The following is a 15,817-nucleotide window of genomic DNA, read 5'->3' as shown; positions in this document are numbered from 1 at the left end:
CGGGGCGGGCGGTGGCGGCGGCCCGCATGCCCCGCCGGCTGAGGGCGCGGAAGCGCAGCAGGTCGACCTCGTCGGCCGCCGCCTCCAGCAGTTAGCCTCCGGTACGGCCCAGCAGGTGCCGCCCGGGGGCGCGCGGGGGCAGGCCGGGCTCCAGCAGCTTGCGCAGCGCGCCGACGTGGCGCCGTACGGCGTTCGGCGCGCTGGCGGGCGGCCCGTCCGGCCACAGGACGTCGATGATCGTGCTCATCCGCACGGGCCGGCCCGGCCGCACCAGGAGCACGCCGAGCAGGGCCCGTGCCTGCGGATACCCGAGATCCAGCTCGCTCCGCGCGCGCAGCACCCGCAGCGGGCCGAGCACCTGGAAGCTCACCACCCCGAGCCGCGGTACGTCACCGAGCCCGTCGGGCACGCGCACCACCCCGTCCTCCGGTCAGCCGACGCGGGCCGCGATGGTTCGCGCGCACATCAGGGACTCGGTGTGGGTGGTGTCCACCTCCAGGTCGTAGGACACCCCGTGGTGCACGACGCCGGCCTGGGCCGCCGCCATGCCGGGGGTCCGGTCTCCCCGGGCGGTCTCCCGCGCGGCGGCGACCTCGGCGTCGCACCGCACGCCCACCCACAGCACGTCCAGTCCGGCGAGGGCCTTCCGCCACCGCTGCTGGGAGGCCGCTCCGCCGAGGAAGACGTCGTCCACGACGATCCTGGCGCCCGCGCGGGCCGTCGCCGCGACCCCTTCCATCCAGGCCGCCTCCAACGACCGGAAACCCGCGCCGACCCGCACCTCGCCGTCCGCGGCGAACTCGATCCCGCCGTCCGCCGCGTCCTGGAGTCGCGGGGGCAGCGCGTCGACCAGCGAGTCGATGCCGAACACCAGCCAGGGGTCGGGCAGTACGGCTTGCAGGCACCGCGCGATCCCGGACTTGCCCGCGCTGGAACCACCGTTGAGAAGGATCACCTGAGTCGTCACCGTGCCACCCTACGGAGCCGTCCCCACCGGCGGACAACCCCGTTTCCCCCGGGCCCCGGACACCGTCACCCCGTGTCGGACCGGTCGTCCCATCCGGCGAGCCGTTCCCGGACCCGTTCCGCGTCCGGATGACCGAGCCGGGTGAGCAGGGCGAGCGCCTGCTCCCAGGCGGCCCGCGCGCCCTCCCGGTCACCGGTGGCCAGGTGCGTGTCGCCCAGGCGGGTCAGCGTGTCCGCCTCCGGGTACGGCACACCGAGCGCCCGGTACAGCGTCAGCGCGTTGCGGTAGCCGAGCAGGGCGTGCGGATGCCGGCCGAGGCGGTGGTAGGCGTAGGCGATGCTGTCCCAGGTCGCCGCCTGGCCGTACCGGTCGCCCAGGTCCTGGAGCAGGGCCAGGGCCTCGAAGCAGCGCGCCAGGGCCGGCCGGTACTCGCCGCGCAGCGCGTGGTACCAGCCGACGGAGTTCAGGACGCTGGCCTGCGCGGGACGGTGTCCGGCGGCGCGGAACAGCTCCAGGGCGAGCTGGTTGTGCCGCAGGGCGCCCGCCAGGTCGCCCTCCTGCTCACACGCCCAGCCCAGACTGCGGTGGGTGCCCGCCCGGCCGACGGTGTCGCCGGCGAGGGTGAACAGCGCGAGTGCCCGGTCCAGGTGGGCCCGGCTCTCGTCGGACAGGCCCAGCCTGCCCTTCGCACGGGCGAGGCCGCGCAGGGCGCGTGCCTCCAGGGCGGGGTCGGCGAGCCGCAGCGCGGCGTCCAGCGCGGTGCGCTGGGCGGCCAGCCCGTCGTGCCAGTGGCCGCGCCGCTCGAAGTACGGCTCCAGGGACCAGGCCAGCAGGCACGCGTACCGGTCGTGGCCGGACGAGGCCGCCGCCCGGACGACGGCCGGCAGCGCCGCGTGCTCGGCGGTGAGCCAGGCGAGGGCCGCGCTGTCGTCGGCGAACGGCACGGCCCGCGTGTCCTGCGGCGCGGGCGGCAGCGGCGGCACGTCCCCGCTGGGGTCGAGCAGTGCGCCGGCGGCGTGGGCGTGCTCCACGTAGTGCCGGAACATCCGGTCCAGCGCCTCCTGCCGCTCGGTCCCGGTGTGCTGCTTCGCGAGGAGGTCACCGGCGTGGGCGCGCAGCAGGTCGTGGAAGCCGTAGCGGCCGGGCGCCGGTTCGGTGACGAGATGGACGGCGGCGAGTTCGCCGAGCAGCGAACGCGCCCGGCGCGGCGGCAGCCCGGCGAGCGCGGCGGCGGTGGCCGCGGACACGGCCGGGCCGGGGTGCAGGGCCAGCAGCCGGAACAGCCGGGCGGCGGCGGGCGACACGGCCCGGGTGGACCAGGAGAAGACGGTGGCGAGGTCCACGGGGGTGCCGGTTCGGGTGAACGCGTCGAGGCTGCCGCGGGCCTCGCGCAGTTCGGCGGCCACGGCCGCGAGCGGGAATCCCGGGCGCAGGGCGGCGCGGGCGGCCACGCAGGCCAGGGCGAGGGGCAGTCCGGCGCACCGGGCGATGATCTCGTCCACCGCCCGTGGCTCGGCCGCGACCCGGCCCGCGCCCAGCCGTCCGGCGAGGAAGTCCCGCGCCTGGCCGGCGTCGAACGGCCGCAGGGTCAGGGAGCGGGCGCCGTGCGCGGCCACCAGTCCCGCCAGGTCGTCCCGGCTGGTGACGATGGCGAGGCAGCCGGGTGTGCCGGGCAGCAGCGGCCGTACCTGCTCGGCGTCCCGGGCGTTGTCCAGCAGCACGAGCACCCGGCGCCCCGCCAGCACACTGCGGTACAGGGCGGCCTGCGCGGCCAGGTCCTGGGGGACCTGCCGGGGCGGCACCCCGAGCGCGTGGAGGAAGCCGCGTAGCGCTTCCCCGGGGTCGGTGACCGCACCCGACGGGGCGAAGCCTCGCAGGTCGACGTAGAGCTGCCCGTCCGGGTACCGGTCGGCGACCCGGTGGGCCCAGTGGACCGCCAGCGTGGTCTTGCCCACGCCGGCCATCCCGCCGAGCGCGGAGATCAGCACCGTCGCGGCGGGATCGCCGGTGCCGGCGAGCGGATCCAGCAACTCGGCCAGTTCGGTGTGCCGGCCGGTGAACGCGGGCAGGTCGTGCGGCAGTTGGGCGGGGACGGGACCGCGCGCGGCGGAGGTTTCCGCGGGCCGCGGCTCCGCCGGGTCCTCGTCCCGGGTCTTGCCCCGCAGCGCCGTGCGGTGGGCCTCGTGCAGTTCGGGCCCGGGATCGATGCCCAGTTCGTCGGCGAGGCGCCGGTGGGTGTGCCGGTAGAGGGCGAGCGCCTCGGCCCGCCGACCGGTGGCGGCGAGGACCAGGACCAGCCGGGCCAGCAGGGGTTCGTCCAGCGGATGCGCGGCGGCGGCCTCCCGCAGCCGGGCCAGCACCGCGTCCGGCACGCCCGCCTGCAAGGCCGCGTCGGCCGCCTCCCGCAGCGCGGCGAGCCGCTCACGCTCCAGCCCGTCGGCCCCGAGTCGTTCGCGTACGTCCGGGGCGACTCCGGAGGCCACGGGACCCACCCACAGCGCCAGTGCCCGGCCGAGGAGTTCCACGGCGCGCCCGGACGCACCCTCGGCGACGGCCCGCCGGGCCTCCTCCCGCAGGTCCCGGAACCGTACGAGGTCCACCTCGTCCCCGTCGGTGACCAGGCGGTAGCCGCCCGCCCCGCGCACCAGCCGCAGCCCGGTCGCCCGCGCCGGAAGCCCCGGCTCCAGCAGCCGCCGCAACGATCCGACGTGCCGGCGGACCACGTTGACGGCGGTGGGCGGCGAGGCCGGCCCCCACAGCACGTCGACGATCTCGGACATGGGGACGGGCTGACCGGCCCGGAGCAGCAGCAGGGCCAGCAGCGCCCGCGCCTGCGGCCCGCCCGCGTCCAGCTCGTCCGTCCCGCGCCGGACCCGCACCGGTCCCAGCACCGCGAACCGCACCGACACCCCCTGTGGCATACCGCCCCCTCCGCTCACCCCTCCGGCCCTCGACTGTACGTCTCCTGACGAAACAGGCGGGAACGGCGGACCCCGGGGCCGGCGACGGCCGCGTTCCCGGCACAGGGACCGGGGCGGCACGCCGTGGCCGGCGCGCAGAACGCGGTCAACCGGCCGGAACAGGGGGCCCGGCACCGGTGACGTTCCGAAGGCGTCCCGGGCCGGGTGAACCGGATGACCCGGCAGGACGGCACGCCGGAGGAGGGGCTCGACATGCTGCACGCCCGGCTGGTGGAAGATCTCCCCGGGGGCCGGGACCGTTTCCTCACCCGGGAGACGCGGATCGGCCGGCCCGCCGCCGAAGTGGCCCGGCAGAGGCCGAACCCGATGCCGAACGGCCGTCAGAGGTGGCCGGACGGCCTGGTCGCCGCCGCCGAAACCGCACCACCAGCTGGGAGTTGACGTCATGACCGACAAGCTCACCGTGAGCGTCCTGGGCACCGGCATCATGGGTGCCGCGATGGCCCGCAACCTCGCGCGGGCGGGACACACCGTCCGCGCCTGGAACCGCACCCGCTCCAAAGCCGAACCGCTCGCCGCCGACGGCGCCCACGTCGCCGGCACGCCCGCCGAGGCCGTCGAGGGCGCCGACGTCGTCCTGACCATGCTCTACGACGGCCCGGCCACCCTCGACGTCATGCGCGAGGCCGCCCCCGCGCTGCGCTCCGGCGCCGCGTGGACGCAGTGCACCACCGCCGGTGTGGAGGCCATCCGTGACCTGGTCGCCTTCGCCCGCGAGCACGGCCTCGTCTTCTTCGACGCGCCCGTGCTGGGCACCCGTCAGCCCGCCGAGGCAGGCCAGCTCCTCGTGCTCGCCGCTGGACCGAGCGAGCACCGCGCTGCCGTGGCCCCGGTGTTCGACGCGGTCGGCTCCCGTACCGTGTGGACCGGCGAGGACGGCGCGGCCGGCACGGCCAGCCGCCTGAAGCTCGTCGCCAACAGCTGGGTCCTCGCGATCACCGCCGCGGCCGGCGAGGTGCTGGCCCTGGCCCGGGCGCTCGATGTGGATCCGCAGCACTTCTTCGACGCGATCGAGGGCGGGCCGCTGGACATGGGCTACCTGCGGGCCAAGTCGAGGCTCGTCCTCGACGGCCCGTTGACCCCGGCGCAGTTCGCGGTCGCCACGGCGGCCAAGGACGCCCGGCTCATCGTCGAGGCGGGTGAGGCGAACGGCGTGCGCCTCGACGTGGCCGCCGCGAGCGCCGCGCGCATGGAGCGCGCCGCCGCGCAGGGCCACGCCGACGAGGACATGGCCGCGGCCTACTTCGCCAGTTTCGACTCCGCCGACCGCCCGTCCGACTGAAGCGTTCCCGTGTGTCCGGGCCGCCGCCGGTGGAGGGCGGCGGTCACGCCGGCGTCCGGCGACAGGCGACCCCGGTTCAGGAGTCCGGCCGAGGCGGGGATTGCGCATCGCCTCCCTCGGCCGCCGCCGGCCGCTCGGTGTGACGCTCGGTCACGCGTCCGCCCCGGCGTCCTGCGCCGGCTCCTGCTTCGACTCGCCCGGCACGACGTAGAAGACGGACGTGCCCTGCTTGGTGCGCTGGGCACCGTTCCTCGCCACGAGGTTCTCCAGCGTGGCGCGGACGACCTTCGGCTGGATCCCGCGCTCGGGATACGCCTGCCCCAGGGCCTCGCTGACCTCTGCCGCGGAACGGGGCTCCTTCTGCTCCGCCAGGTGCCGGCGCACGAGCTCGATCAGGGTGGGCTGAGCGGGCTCGGACGTCGCCGCCTTCCCGGCCGCCGGCTTTTCGGCGGACGCCTTCGCCGCCGCCTTCTTGGTCACCGCCTTCTTCGCCACTGACCGCTTGGCCACGGTCTTCTTGGCGACCGCCTTCTTCGCCGCGGGCTTCTCGTCGTCGGCGCGGCGCGTGCCGCCGCTCTTCTTGCGCGGGGCGGGTACGACCGCCCGACCGGCCGGCGTGGTGAGGCCGAGTGCCTGATGCATGTTCAGCAGCACGCCGTGGTCGTGCTGGAGGGTGGCCAACTGCTCCTGGAGTACGGCGATTTCCGCCGTGACGCGTTCCTGCTCCTTGAGGTTGTGTTCGAGGTCGTTGGTCACCTGGCTGACGTACTGAGAGGTCAAGTCGGTGACAGGCCCGGGACTTTCCGGCATCATTTCCTCCGCTCCTGACGGTGCGACACCTGGATGATACGGGTGGGTCGACCCGTTTTTCGCCGCCGGCGAGGCGGCGGTGGCCGACCGTCGACCCGCTGCGGGCCGCCACCGGGCGCGCCAGCATACCGTCGGCGAGGTCACGCGCGAGCCCGGTCGGACAGGCGGGCCGAGCGCGCGGCCGTGGACAAGACCCGCCGGCACGTCGTCCATCGGGACCGGGCGGAGTCGGGCCGGCCGGCGTTGACACGGCAGGTGTGCGGCAGCCGGTCGATGCCGCGGAGGCGCAAGCAGGCCGTGCCGCACGCCGGTTGCCCGGGTACGGCCGGCGCGCAGGGGCACCGCGATGAGCGGGAAACGGTCCTACGGCGGCGGCTCGCCCACGCGCTGTTCGCGCGGCCCCGCCCCCGGTCCCACCCGGCCGGGTGACTAAGATCCCCGCTCATGCCCCTGCGTGCGCCCAGCGGTACCTGCCGGCCGAGACGCCTCACGCGCGCGGCGTTCCTGCTGGCCGGCGGCCTGTTGCTGCTCGCCGGCGGCGAGGACTCCCGGGGCGGGCCCCCGCCGCGCCCGACGGCACCGGCCGCGGTCACCGCGTGTCTGACGCGGTCGGGGGACCTGGTCGCCGACGTGAACGACGACGGTCTGCCGGACCGGATCTCCGACGCGTCCCACCGGGGTGCCCTGCTGACCGTCACCTTCGCCATCGGCTCGCCCCGCGAGACGACGGTCCGGGCGCGGGGGCTGGCCGACCGCACCGCCGGCCGGCAGGAGTACGTGAGCGCCGCCGTGGCGGACTTCGACCGGGACGGCTGGAGCGACCTGGTCGTCGTGGCGGGGCAGGAGCAGGGCGGTGACGACCCGGTCCGGCCTCGCGTGGCCGAACTCAGGCTGGGTCCCTTCTCCGACACCGGCCGCAGCAGGCGCACCGTCCCTCTCGACCTGGGTGCCACGAAGGACATCGCGGTGGCCGACTACAACCACGACCGGTACCCGGACCTGGCGGCGTACACGTACTCCGGGGACGGCACGTACGAGATCCAGGCCCGTCTGGGCGGCCCGCGCACGGGCCTGTCGCCCGACACCCGCACCTATACGACGGACATCCCGGGCACGGGCTACGACCCCCCGTCCCCACTGCCCCACGCGGGCCTGAGCCCCTTCTACCCGCCCTGCGGGACACAGGCGCCGGCCGGATGACCCCTGCGCCCCGCGCTCACCCGAGGACGAGCGGGAGCCGCCGGGCCAGTGCGCCCAGTTGCGTCCGCTCGGTGGCGGTCGCGGGCCGGCGTCCCGTTCCGACGCGCAGGGCGTCCTGGTCGGGCCACGACGCGGGGAAGGCCGCCCCGGCGATCTCCTCCAGCATGGCGCGTGACCGGGCGAGGCACTCGGCGGGCGGTTCCGCGGCGCCCTGGAGGTGGGCGATCAGGTCGAGGTGATGCAGGGTCCACTCCAGGACGTACGCGCAGAGGTAGTCGCCCGAGGTGAGGACCATGTCCTGCGTGCGCACCGGCTGCGCGGGGTCGGCCAGCCCGGCCGCGCGCCCGGCCGCCGCGCCCACGTCGTCGAGGTGGAACTTCAGCAGCCGCGGCTCCTCGTACGCGGCGGCCAGCCGGACGGTCAGCGCGTCCAGCGGATCGTCGCCGGTAGGCGGGGTGTCGCCGACGCTCCAGTACGTCACCGCGTCGTGTGTCGGCTCCACCGTGGTGGGCGTCACCAGGGTGATCAGCACGTCCTGGGCGTCGATGACCAGATGGCACGCCAGGTCACGGACGAGCCAGCCGGTGCAGCCGGAGGGCCGTGCGAAGTCCTCGTCGGGGAGGCCGGTGACCGCCGTACGCAAGGCCGTCCACGAGCGGGAGAAGAGGTCCACGGCGGCAAACTAGCAGCGGGCGGCGCGCCCTTCGACCGGATTCCCGGCCGCCGGGGACGCGTCCGCTCCGGTCACCGGCTCGCCGGCCGGGCCGTCTGCCAGGGCCCGCGGCCCGCCCGTGTCCGGCGGCCATGTCACACACCGGGGGGCCGTGCCGTCGTAAGGGGCATGGAAGCGAGTGCCGACCCGAGGGGACTTCCGATGCCGACAGCTCAGGAAGCGCGCAACAAGGCGACGTTCCGCCGCCTGCACGACGCCGTCCACACCGGCGACCTGGCGACCGTCTCGAAGACGATCGACGGGATCGTCGCGCCGGACCTGCTGTTCCACGCGCCGGTGCCGATGGGGGCGACGGGAGCGCAGGCCCTCAAGCGCGTGTGGGAGGTGCTTCTGCGCGCGTTCCCCGACCTGCGTGTCGAGACCGAGGACGCGATCGCCGAGGGGGACAAGGCCGTCTTCCGGAACACGGTCACCGGTACGCACCTGGGGGAGTACCGGGGCCTTGCGGCCACCGGGAAGTCCGTCAGCTACAACGAGATCTTCATCCTCCGGTTCGCGGACGGCCGCATCGCCGAGATCTGGGGTGTCGTCGACGTCCTCGCGCAGCTGCGACAACTCGGCCTGGTCCCCGGCGATCCGGCCTGAGCACGCGTCCGGGGCCCGGCCCGGTCGCATAGGGTCGGCGCCCATGGACCTGCTTCCCTGCGCTCCCGACCACGCGGTACTCGTCGCCGGCTGGCCGACGTCGGCGGCGGAGGCCGTGATGTGGTGCGGGAGCGATGAGTTCCCCGTGTCCGGACGGACGGTCGCGGGGTGGCACCGGGCGGACGACGTCGAGGCGCACGTGCTCGTCGACGGGCCGAGGGTGCTCGGCTACGGCGAGTTGTGGCTGGACGCCGAGGAGGACGAGGCCGAACTGGCCCGGATCATCGTGGCGCCCGAGGCCCGCGGGGCCGGACTGGGCCGCGTCCTGGTCCGGGGCCTGCTCGCACGGGCCGTCCGGGCCGGGTTCGCGGATGTCTACATGCGGGTGCACCCCGACAACCACCGGGCGCTCAGGTGTTACCTCGGCGTCGGCTTCCATCAGGTCGGCCCCGGCCTCGCCGAGAGCTGGAACGCCGCTCAGCCGGTCGACTACGTGTGGCTCCGACATGAATCCGACGCCCCGCACGACCGACTTCGTTCACACTGATGAACTCCGCACACATGGGTGTACACGGTCGGCGCCGGTGTGCAAAGCTCAGCCAACTTCTCTTGTCCCTGGTGGAGTTGGAGGGCGAGCATGAGCGTTTCCCGGCGTGCGCTGCTGGCCACGGCGGCCGGAGCGGCGGCTGCGGGGACCTCCGCGGTGCCGGCCGCGGCAGCGGCGGACCGGCAGCCGTCAGAGGCGGCCCTGCGGACACTCCGCGCGGCGGCGGACTACGCCGTGCACAAGGTCCGTTCCGTCGCGCCCGGCGTGACGGGCTTCCCGGTCGGGACCAAGTTCGAGAAGTGGACGTACTCGCGCACCGGCGACTGGGTCGGCGGCTTCTGGCCCGGAACGCTGTGGATGGCCTGGCTGTACAGCGGGGACGACGCCTTCCGTACGTGGGCGGTCGACTCGGCCCGCAACCTCGCCCCCCGGCAGTACGACACGAGCACCCACGACCTCGGTTTCCTCTTCTACCCGTCCTGGGTCACCGCCTGGCGCCTGACCGGCGACGACGAGTGGCGGGCGGGCGCGGTACGGGCGGCCGACTCCCTCATCCAGCGGTACAACCCGCGCGGGAAGTTCATCCGGGCCTGGGGTGCGCTGACGGACCGGGCCAACGCGGGCCGGGTCATCATGGACACGATGATGAACCTCGACCTGCTGGCGTTCGCCAGCCGGCAGACCGGCGACGACACCTATCTGGACATCGCCGTCGAGCACGCGAGGACCGCACAGCGCGTCTTCCCCCGCCCGGACGGATCGACCCCGCACGTGTTCGACTTCGACCCGGACACGGGCGCCCCCGTCGGCCCCGGCACGGTCCAGGGCTACAGCCCCGCCTCCTGCTGGTCGCGCGGACAGGCCTGGGGCATCTACGGCTTCACCACGATGTACCGGCGGACCGGGCACACGGAGTTCCGGGACACCGCGCGCAGACTCGCCGACTTCGCCATCGCGGCGCTGACCCCGGACCACGTGCCGGTGTGGGACTACCGCGCGCCGCAGCAGCCGCACGACATCAAGGACGCCTCCGCCGGAGCCATCATGGCGTGCGGCCTGCTCGACCTGCACGCGGCGACGGGCCGGCACACCTACCGGGACGTGGCGCTGCGGCTGCTCACCGCCCTCGCCGACACCTGCCTCACCAGGAACTCGGCCCGCGCCGACGCGGTCGTGGCCCGCTGCACCCGCAACCGCCCGGCCGAGGACGGCATCGAGGTCTCGCTGCCCTACGCCGACTACTACCTCCTCGAAGGTATCCTGCGTGTGCTCCGGCACGAGGACGTCGACCGGGCGATCGACCTGTCGCAGCCGGCCTGAGCCGGGGACGCGGCGGCCAGGGAGCCACCCGGTCGGCCGCGGCGGGGGATGTCCGGATGTGTGGGTTGCCTGTCTCCACGGACGTGGTGCCGCCCGGTCCCGCGGGACGACACTGAGGTCACAGCGCCGTTGCGCGCAAACGACTGGCAAACACGAGGTGCAAAGATGGCTGACGAGTCCGTGGCCGGCGGGGTCACCGTGCCCGACACCAAGCTCGCCCGGGAGGCGACCCAGCTCGTGCGGGACGAGACGAGCGATCTGATCTACCACCACTCACGCCGCGTCTACCTGTTCGGCGCGCTCCAGGGCCGCCGGCGCGACCTCGGCTTCGACCCGGAGCTGCTGTACATCGGCGCCATGTTCCACGACCTCGGCCTCGGCGCGCGCCACCACGGCAGCGGCCGGCGCTTCGAGGTCGACGGCGCGGACGCGGCCCGCCAATTCCTGCGGGACCACGACGTGCCCGAGGACAGCATTCGCCGGGTGTGGACGGCGATCGCCCTGCACACCACGCCCGGCATCCCGGAGTTCATGGAACCCGAGGTGGCGCTGGTCACCGCCGGTGTGGAGTACGACGTGCTCGGCATCGGGTACCACGACATCGCCCCCGCCGACCGCGCCGCCGTCGTCGCACTGCACCCCCGCCCCGACTTCAAGCGGCAGATCCTCGACGCCTTCACCGAGGGCATCCGCCCCAAGCCCGAGACCACCTTCGGGAACGTCAAGGCCGACGTCCTGGAACACTACGTGCCGGGATTCGAGCGAGGCGACTTCGTGCGGACCATCCTCGAGTCGCCGTGGCCGGAGTGACGGTCCCGCGTCCGCGGCATGTCGTGGCCGTACTGACCTTCCCCGGTGTCCAGCTGCTGGACGTGGCCGGACCCGCGGAGGTCTTCACGACGGCGAACGCTCATGGGGCCCGGTACGACGTGCGGATCGTGTCCGCGGCCCCGGGGCCCGTGGCCACCTCCGCCCAGGTACGGCTCGACGCCGGCGACACCTGGGAGGAGCTGCCGGCGCGGCTGGGAACCCTCGTGGTGCCGGGGCGGCGGGACTGGCGGGAGGCCGTCGCGGACCCCGCGCTGGTGGCCGGCACGGCGGCACTGGCCGGACGGGCCCGCCGGGTGACGTCGGTGTGCGCGGGCGCCTTCATGCTGGCCGAAGCCGGGCTGCTCCACGGACGGCGGGCCGCCACGCACTGGCGGCTGGCCCGGGAACTGGCGCTCGCCTATCCCGGTGTGACCGTGGAGACGGACGCCCTGTTCGTCCGGGACGGCAACGTCGTCACCTCGGCCGGAGTGACCGCGGGCATCGATCTCGCCCTCGCCCTGGTCGAGGAGGACCACGGCCCCGGCCTGGCCCGCGAGGTCGCGCGAGAGCTGGTGGTCTTCATGGCGCGCCCGGGCGGTCAGTCGCAGTTCAGTGCGCGGCTGACCCTGCGCGAGTCCACGCACCCCGTCGTCCGGCAGGTCATGGACTTCGTCGGCGCGGATCCGAGCGCGGACCACGACCTGACCGCTCTGGCGCGCCGGGCCGGTGTGAGCGTCCGTCACCTGAGCCGGCTCTTCCGGGCGCACACCGGGATGACGGTCGGGCGCTACGCCGAGTCGATCCGGCTGGAAGCGGCCCAGGCTCTCCTGGAGGCGAGCGGCGAGCCCGTCGACACCGTCGCGGCACGCGCCGGCTTCGGCTCGGCCGAGGCCATGCGGCGGGCCTTCCAGAACACCTTCGGCATCTCACCGACGGTCTACCGGGCCCGCTTCCGTACGACCGCGCTCTCGGGCCGGCCCCGCATCCCTGACCGGGCACCGGAGCCGGTGGGCGTCCCGTCGCGGAAGGCCGCGCGGCCGGGGCCGGTGCGGCTCTCCCCGGACGGCGGTTGACGAGGATCCCGCCGGTCACCACCACGCCTCCGCCCAGGGGTTCCGCGCCGTACGGCACCACGCAGGGAACCGTCGCGGCAGCCGCCGAGGCCTTACACCGCAGAGGCGCCGCGCCGGCGGGGGATCGACGCAGTCGCCGCACCGGGCTGCACGGTGCTGCCGCGCGACTTCCCCTCGGGCGGCTTGCGCCGGGCAGCGGGCCCGAGGTTCTCACGGACGCCCCCGTCGTCACCGTCCCGCACCCAGCGCTCGGTCCTGACGTCCTTGGTGGCCGCCGGGGCGGGCACCGTGCCGGCTTTCCGGCCGCCCGTCCCGGTGGACGGGACCGGCGTCAGCCCGCGTCCACGGATCACACCCGTCAGCGGGAGGCCTTCCCGGTCGGCCTCTCCCGCCACTCGCCAACTCGCGCGGCAACGAGGCCCGGTGGTGCGCCTCGCGCGGAGCCGGCATACGCAGCCGGAAGCGCCCCGGTCGCCCACCCCTGCCGCTCCCGCTGGTCACACACGGTTTCCCCGCCGCGGCGGCGATGGGCGACGGGAAACCCGTCGACCCCGTCCGGCCGAGGCGGGAACGTGATGCCGTCACCACCGAGTACGGCCTGCGACGACGCAGGAGAATCGCAAGGGGGAACCAATGCGCAAGATGATCCGCGGCGCCGCCGCGTTCGCGACCGCCGCCGCGGCGGTGCTGGCGATGAGCGGCGCCGCCCACGCCGAGCCGGCCGCCGACCCCTGGGCCGGCTGCCCGGACGGAGCGGTGTGCGTCTACCCGCAGAACCAGGACCCGGCCCAGTCCCCGAGCCTGGCCTTCTACAGCTACGGACCGCACAACCTGCGCAACCAGGTCGGCCGGCACTGGGTCCTCAACAACCAGTACGGCGGCGCGACCGCGTGCCTGTGCACGGGCTACAACGGCACCGGCTGCGGCGACCGCATCCCCGCGGGGACGGGCGTCTACGCCGACCTCACGCCGATCAACTCCATCACCCTCTACCGGCCCTGACCCGGTGCCGGCCGTCCGGCGACGACCGGCGCACGCGGCCACGCACCCCGGCCCGCCGTTCCTGACCAGCGGCTGACCGAGAAACCGACGGGGGAAGCTTCCGGAACCGCGCCCGCGGTTCCGGAAGCTCGTTTTCGGCCAGTCCGCACACATGGCTGGGCCACCTGTCACACCCCGGCAGTAGCCTGGGCTCCCGCCGTCTCACGGCCCGGGCCCGCTTGCCATGGGGGACGCCTTGGGGGAGCCGCACGAGGGAGCCGACACCGGCAACCGGAACGAGAACGACGGGGAGCGGACGGTGCCGACCACACCGTCCTTCCCCGCACAGCTGCGCCGACTGAGGCAGCAGCGCGGCCTGTCGCTCGCCGACCTGGCCAGACAGACCCACTACAGCAAGGGGTACCTGAGCAAGATCGAGACCGGCGCGAAGCGCGCCACCGTCGACGTCGCCCGCCGCTGCGACGAGATCCTGGGCGCCGGCGGCGCGTTGCTGCGCCTGGTCGCACCAGCGCGCACCGCGCAGCCCGGCGCCGCCACCGCCGTCACCCCCGATGACGGCCCCGCCTGCCCCTACCCGGGCCTGTCGGCGTTCACCGTGCAGGACGCGAGCCGCTTCTTCGGCCGGGACCGGGCCACGGCGGCGCTCGTCGAACGGGTCTTCGGCAGGGTCGGCGAGGGGCCGCTGCTGCTCGTCGCCCCCTCGGGCGCGGGCAAGTCGTCCTTGCTCAACGCCGGTCTCGTGCCCGCCCTCCGGCGGCCCGGAGGCTTTCCGATGGCAGGTGCCGACCGCTGGCCCGTCGTCACCCTCACACCGACCGCCCACCCGCTGGACGAACTGCTGGAACGCACCGCCAAGGTCCTCGGCGGCGACCTGGGCCTCACCGCCGGCCGGCTGGGCGAGCGGCCCGAGGCCCTGCTCACGGCCGTCCGGGCCCGCGCCGACACGGCCCCCGCCGGACGCCGGCCACCTCCACCGCCCCGGCTCGTGCTGCTCGTCGACCAGATGGAGGAACTGTTCACCCTCTGCGCCGACGAGACCGAACGCCGTGCCTTCGCCCGCGTGCTGTGCACGCTCGCCGCGCCGACGCCGGCACCCGGCCACGATCCCGCGGTGGTCGTCCTCGGTCTGCGCGCCGACTTCTCCGGCCGCTGTCTCGACCTGCCGGAACTCGCCCCCGTCTTCACCGGCGGCCTCCACGTGCTGCCCCCGATGACCACGGCGGAACTGACCGAGTCCATCACCCGACCCGCCGAACTCGCCGGTGTCACCCTGGAACCCGGCCTGGTCCCGCTGCTGCTGCGGGACGCCGGACTGACCGGCCTACCCGGCGCACAGGCCGTCCCGTCCGGCGCGCTCCCCCTCATCTCCCACGCCCTGCTGGCCACGTGGCAGCACCGCGAGGCGGGCACGCTGACCGTCGCCGGGTACGAGAGCACGGGCGGCATCCAGGGAGCCGTGGCCCGTACCGCCGAGGACGCCTTCGCCCAGCTGTACCCGGCCGAGCAGCGGACCATCCGGCGCATCCTGTCCCGGCTGGTGCAGGTCTCCGACGACACCGGCGCCACCCGCCGCAAGGTGGGCCGTGCCGCCCTCATGGCGCAGCTGGCCGACGCGGAGGGCGCCGACACCGCGCTCGACGTCTTCGTCCGCGCCCGGCTCATCACCGTCGACAGCGACACCGTCGAGATCACGCACGAGGCGCTGCTGCACGGCTGGCCCCGGCTCCGGGAGTGGATCAGCGCCAACCGGGCCGGCCTGCTGGTCCGCCAGCGACTCGCTCTCGCCGCCGCGGCGTGGGAACGCGAGGGCCGCGACCCGTCGGCGCTCTACCGCGGCACGCGGCTGGACACCGTACGGTCCTGGGCGGAGGAGACGGACCGCCTCGGCCCGCCGGACCCCGTCGAGGAGGCGTTCCTGCGCGCCAGCGAGGCGGAGGAGGAGGCCCGGCAGCGCCAGGCACGACGCCAGACCCGGCTGCGGCAGGCGATGGTGGCCACCCTCGTCGTCCTGCTCGGCTGCGCCCTGGCCGCCGGCGGGATCGCCCACCGGCAACGCGCCGACGCGCTCGCCCAGGAGCGTCTCGCCCGCTCCCAGGCCCTCGCCGTCCGGTCCACCCTGCTCGCCGGCGGCCGACCCGAGGCCTCCCTGCTGCTCGCCGCCGAGGCCTACCGCACCGAACCCACCGCCACCACCCGCGGCGCCCTGCTCAGCACCCAGGCCGAGCCGTTCGCGGCGCGGCTCGGCGGCCACCGCGGACCGGTCAACACCCTCGCCTTCGCGCCCGGCGGCCGGCTGCTGGCCACGGGCAGCTCGGACGGCACGGTCCGGCTGCGGCGCCTGACCGACCGCCGCGCGACCGCGACCCTCACCGTTCCCGGCAGGGTCCGCGCCCTCGCCTTCAGCCCGGACGGCCGTACCCTCGCCGTCACGGCGACCGGCGGCCCGGTACGGCAACACGGTGGACCGGCTGGTGAGGTCGGGGCTGGTCGCCAAGCGGCCCAACCCC

Annotated in this window: 15 protein-coding genes; 10 read left to right on the top strand and 5 right to left on the bottom strand. The window is 75.0% G+C overall.

The features are described from left to right. Nucleotides 1-91: 91 nt before the first annotated feature. The 3 genes from ABZV94_RS34670 to ABZV94_RS34660 all read right to left on the bottom strand — a co-directional run bounded on the left by ABZV94_RS34670 (nt 92) and on the right by ABZV94_RS34660 (nt 3,888). Nucleotides 92-415, bottom strand: a complete 324-nt coding sequence (locus tag ABZV94_RS34670; protein ID WP_356347658.1) for a winged helix-turn-helix domain-containing protein — start codon at nt 413-415, stop codon at nt 92-94. Nucleotides 416-430: 15 nt separating this feature from the next. Continuing rightward, nucleotides 431-967 (bottom strand): chloramphenicol phosphotransferase CPT, encoded by a 537-nt coding sequence (gene cpt / locus ABZV94_RS34665; RefSeq protein ID WP_356347655.1) that lies wholly within the window; start codon nt 965-967, stop codon nt 431-433. Between the two features lie 65 nt (nt 968-1,032). Further along, complete coding sequence (locus ABZV94_RS34660; protein ID WP_356347653.1) at nt 1,033-3,888, bottom strand: BTAD domain-containing putative transcriptional regulator; 2,856 nt, start codon at nt 3,886-3,888, stop codon at nt 1,033-1,035. Nucleotides 3,889-4,101: 213 nt separating this feature from the next. On the opposite strand from ABZV94_RS34660, the gene ABZV94_RS34655 reads away from it, so the two are divergent. Beyond that, nucleotides 4,102-4,329, top strand: coding sequence for a hypothetical protein (locus ABZV94_RS34655; RefSeq protein WP_356347651.1), 228 nt, complete (start codon nt 4,102-4,104; stop codon nt 4,327-4,329). 4 nt (nt 4,330-4,333) lie between these two features. Then, nucleotides 4,334-5,230, top strand: coding sequence for an NAD(P)-dependent oxidoreductase (locus tag ABZV94_RS34650; RefSeq protein ID WP_356347649.1), 897 nt, complete (start codon nt 4,334-4,336; stop codon nt 5,228-5,230). 150 nt (nt 5,231-5,380) lie between these two features. Here ABZV94_RS34650 and ABZV94_RS34645 read toward each other — a convergent pair whose 3' ends face one another. Then, nucleotides 5,381-6,010: a hypothetical protein gene (locus ABZV94_RS34645; protein ID WP_356347647.1), complete on the bottom strand. Its 630-nt coding sequence runs from the start codon at nt 6,008-6,010 to the stop codon at nt 5,381-5,383. Nucleotides 6,011-6,484: 474 nt separating this feature from the next. Between ABZV94_RS34645 and ABZV94_RS34640 the strand changes: the two genes are divergently transcribed. Beyond that, nucleotides 6,485-7,240 carry an FG-GAP-like repeat-containing protein gene (locus ABZV94_RS34640; protein ID WP_356347644.1) on the top strand — a complete coding sequence of 252 codons (756 nt, stop codon included), beginning with the start codon at nt 6,485-6,487 and terminating at the stop codon, nt 7,238-7,240. Nucleotides 7,241-7,256: 16 nt separating this feature from the next. Here ABZV94_RS34640 and ABZV94_RS34635 read toward each other — a convergent pair whose 3' ends face one another. Then, nucleotides 7,257-7,913 carry a maleylpyruvate isomerase N-terminal domain-containing protein gene (locus ABZV94_RS34635; protein ID WP_356347643.1) on the bottom strand — a complete coding sequence of 219 codons (657 nt, stop codon included), beginning with the start codon at nt 7,911-7,913 and terminating at the stop codon, nt 7,257-7,259. Nucleotides 7,914-8,114: 201 nt separating this feature from the next. On the opposite strand from ABZV94_RS34635, the gene ABZV94_RS34630 reads away from it, so the two are divergent. The 7 genes from ABZV94_RS34630 to ABZV94_RS34600 form a co-directional block, all read left to right on the top strand. Beyond that, a complete protein-coding gene (locus ABZV94_RS34630) occupies nt 8,115-8,558 on the top strand; it encodes an ester cyclase (RefSeq protein WP_356347641.1) in 444 nt (147 codons plus the stop codon). Nucleotides 8,559-8,601: 43 nt separating this feature from the next. Beyond that, nucleotides 8,602-9,105 carry a GNAT family N-acetyltransferase gene (locus tag ABZV94_RS34625; RefSeq protein WP_356347638.1) on the top strand — a complete coding sequence of 168 codons (504 nt, stop codon included), beginning with the start codon at nt 8,602-8,604 and terminating at the stop codon, nt 9,103-9,105. A gap of 90 nt (nt 9,106-9,195) precedes the next feature. Further along, nucleotides 9,196-10,425 carry a glycoside hydrolase family 88 protein gene (locus ABZV94_RS34620; protein ID WP_356347636.1) on the top strand — a complete coding sequence of 410 codons (1,230 nt, stop codon included), beginning with the start codon at nt 9,196-9,198 and terminating at the stop codon, nt 10,423-10,425. A 165-nt stretch (nt 10,426-10,590) separates the two neighbouring features. After that, on the top strand, nt 10,591-11,235 hold the full coding sequence (locus ABZV94_RS34615) for an HD domain-containing protein (RefSeq protein WP_356347634.1): 645 nt from the start codon (nt 10,591-10,593) through the stop codon (nt 11,233-11,235). A gap of 23 nt (nt 11,236-11,258) precedes the next feature. Further along, entirely contained in the window at nt 11,259-12,308 is a 1,050-nt protein-coding gene (locus ABZV94_RS34610) for a GlxA family transcriptional regulator (protein ID WP_356347632.1), read from the top strand. 633 nt (nt 12,309-12,941) lie between these two features. Further along, nucleotides 12,942-13,310 carry a hypothetical protein gene (locus ABZV94_RS34605; protein WP_356347629.1) on the top strand — a complete coding sequence of 123 codons (369 nt, stop codon included), beginning with the start codon at nt 12,942-12,944 and terminating at the stop codon, nt 13,308-13,310. 235 nt (nt 13,311-13,545) lie between these two features. Further along, the coding region (locus tag ABZV94_RS34600) for a helix-turn-helix domain-containing protein (RefSeq protein WP_356347627.1) at nt 13,546-15,817 on the top strand (2,272 nt) is incomplete at its 3' end.

It is taken from the genome of Streptomyces sp. NPDC004658 (assembly GCF_040609555.1).
Lineage (GTDB): Bacteria > Actinomycetota > Actinomycetes > Streptomycetales > Streptomycetaceae > Streptomyces.
Note: the sequence above shows the minus strand (reverse complement) of the source record. Positions and strands in the feature narration are given on the sequence as shown.

Excerpts from the sequence above, each read along its gene's own strand:
- ABZV94_RS34660 (WP_356347653.1), bottom strand. The coding sequence starts at position 3,888 with ATGCCACAGGGGGTGTCGGTGCGGTTCGCGGTGCTGGGACCGGTGCGG.
- ABZV94_RS34630 (WP_356347641.1), top strand. The coding sequence starts at position 8,115 with ATGCCGACAGCTCAGGAAGCGCGCAACAAGGCGACGTTCCGCCGCCTG.
- ABZV94_RS34640 (WP_356347644.1), top strand. The coding sequence starts at position 6,485 with ATGCCCCTGCGTGCGCCCAGCGGTACCTGCCGGCCGAGACGCCTCACG.
- ABZV94_RS34605 (WP_356347629.1), top strand. The coding sequence starts at position 12,942 with ATGCGCAAGATGATCCGCGGCGCCGCCGCGTTCGCGACCGCCGCCGCG.
- ABZV94_RS34620 (WP_356347636.1), top strand. The coding sequence starts at position 9,196 with ATGAGCGTTTCCCGGCGTGCGCTGCTGGCCACGGCGGCCGGAGCGGCG.
- ABZV94_RS34650 (WP_356347649.1), top strand. The coding sequence starts at position 4,334 with ATGACCGACAAGCTCACCGTGAGCGTCCTGGGCACCGGCATCATGGGT.
- ABZV94_RS34625 (WP_356347638.1), top strand. The coding sequence starts at position 8,602 with ATGGACCTGCTTCCCTGCGCTCCCGACCACGCGGTACTCGTCGCCGGC.
- ABZV94_RS34615 (WP_356347634.1), top strand. The coding sequence starts at position 10,591 with ATGGCTGACGAGTCCGTGGCCGGCGGGGTCACCGTGCCCGACACCAAG.
- ABZV94_RS34655 (WP_356347651.1), top strand. The coding sequence starts at position 4,102 with ATGACCCGGCAGGACGGCACGCCGGAGGAGGGGCTCGACATGCTGCAC.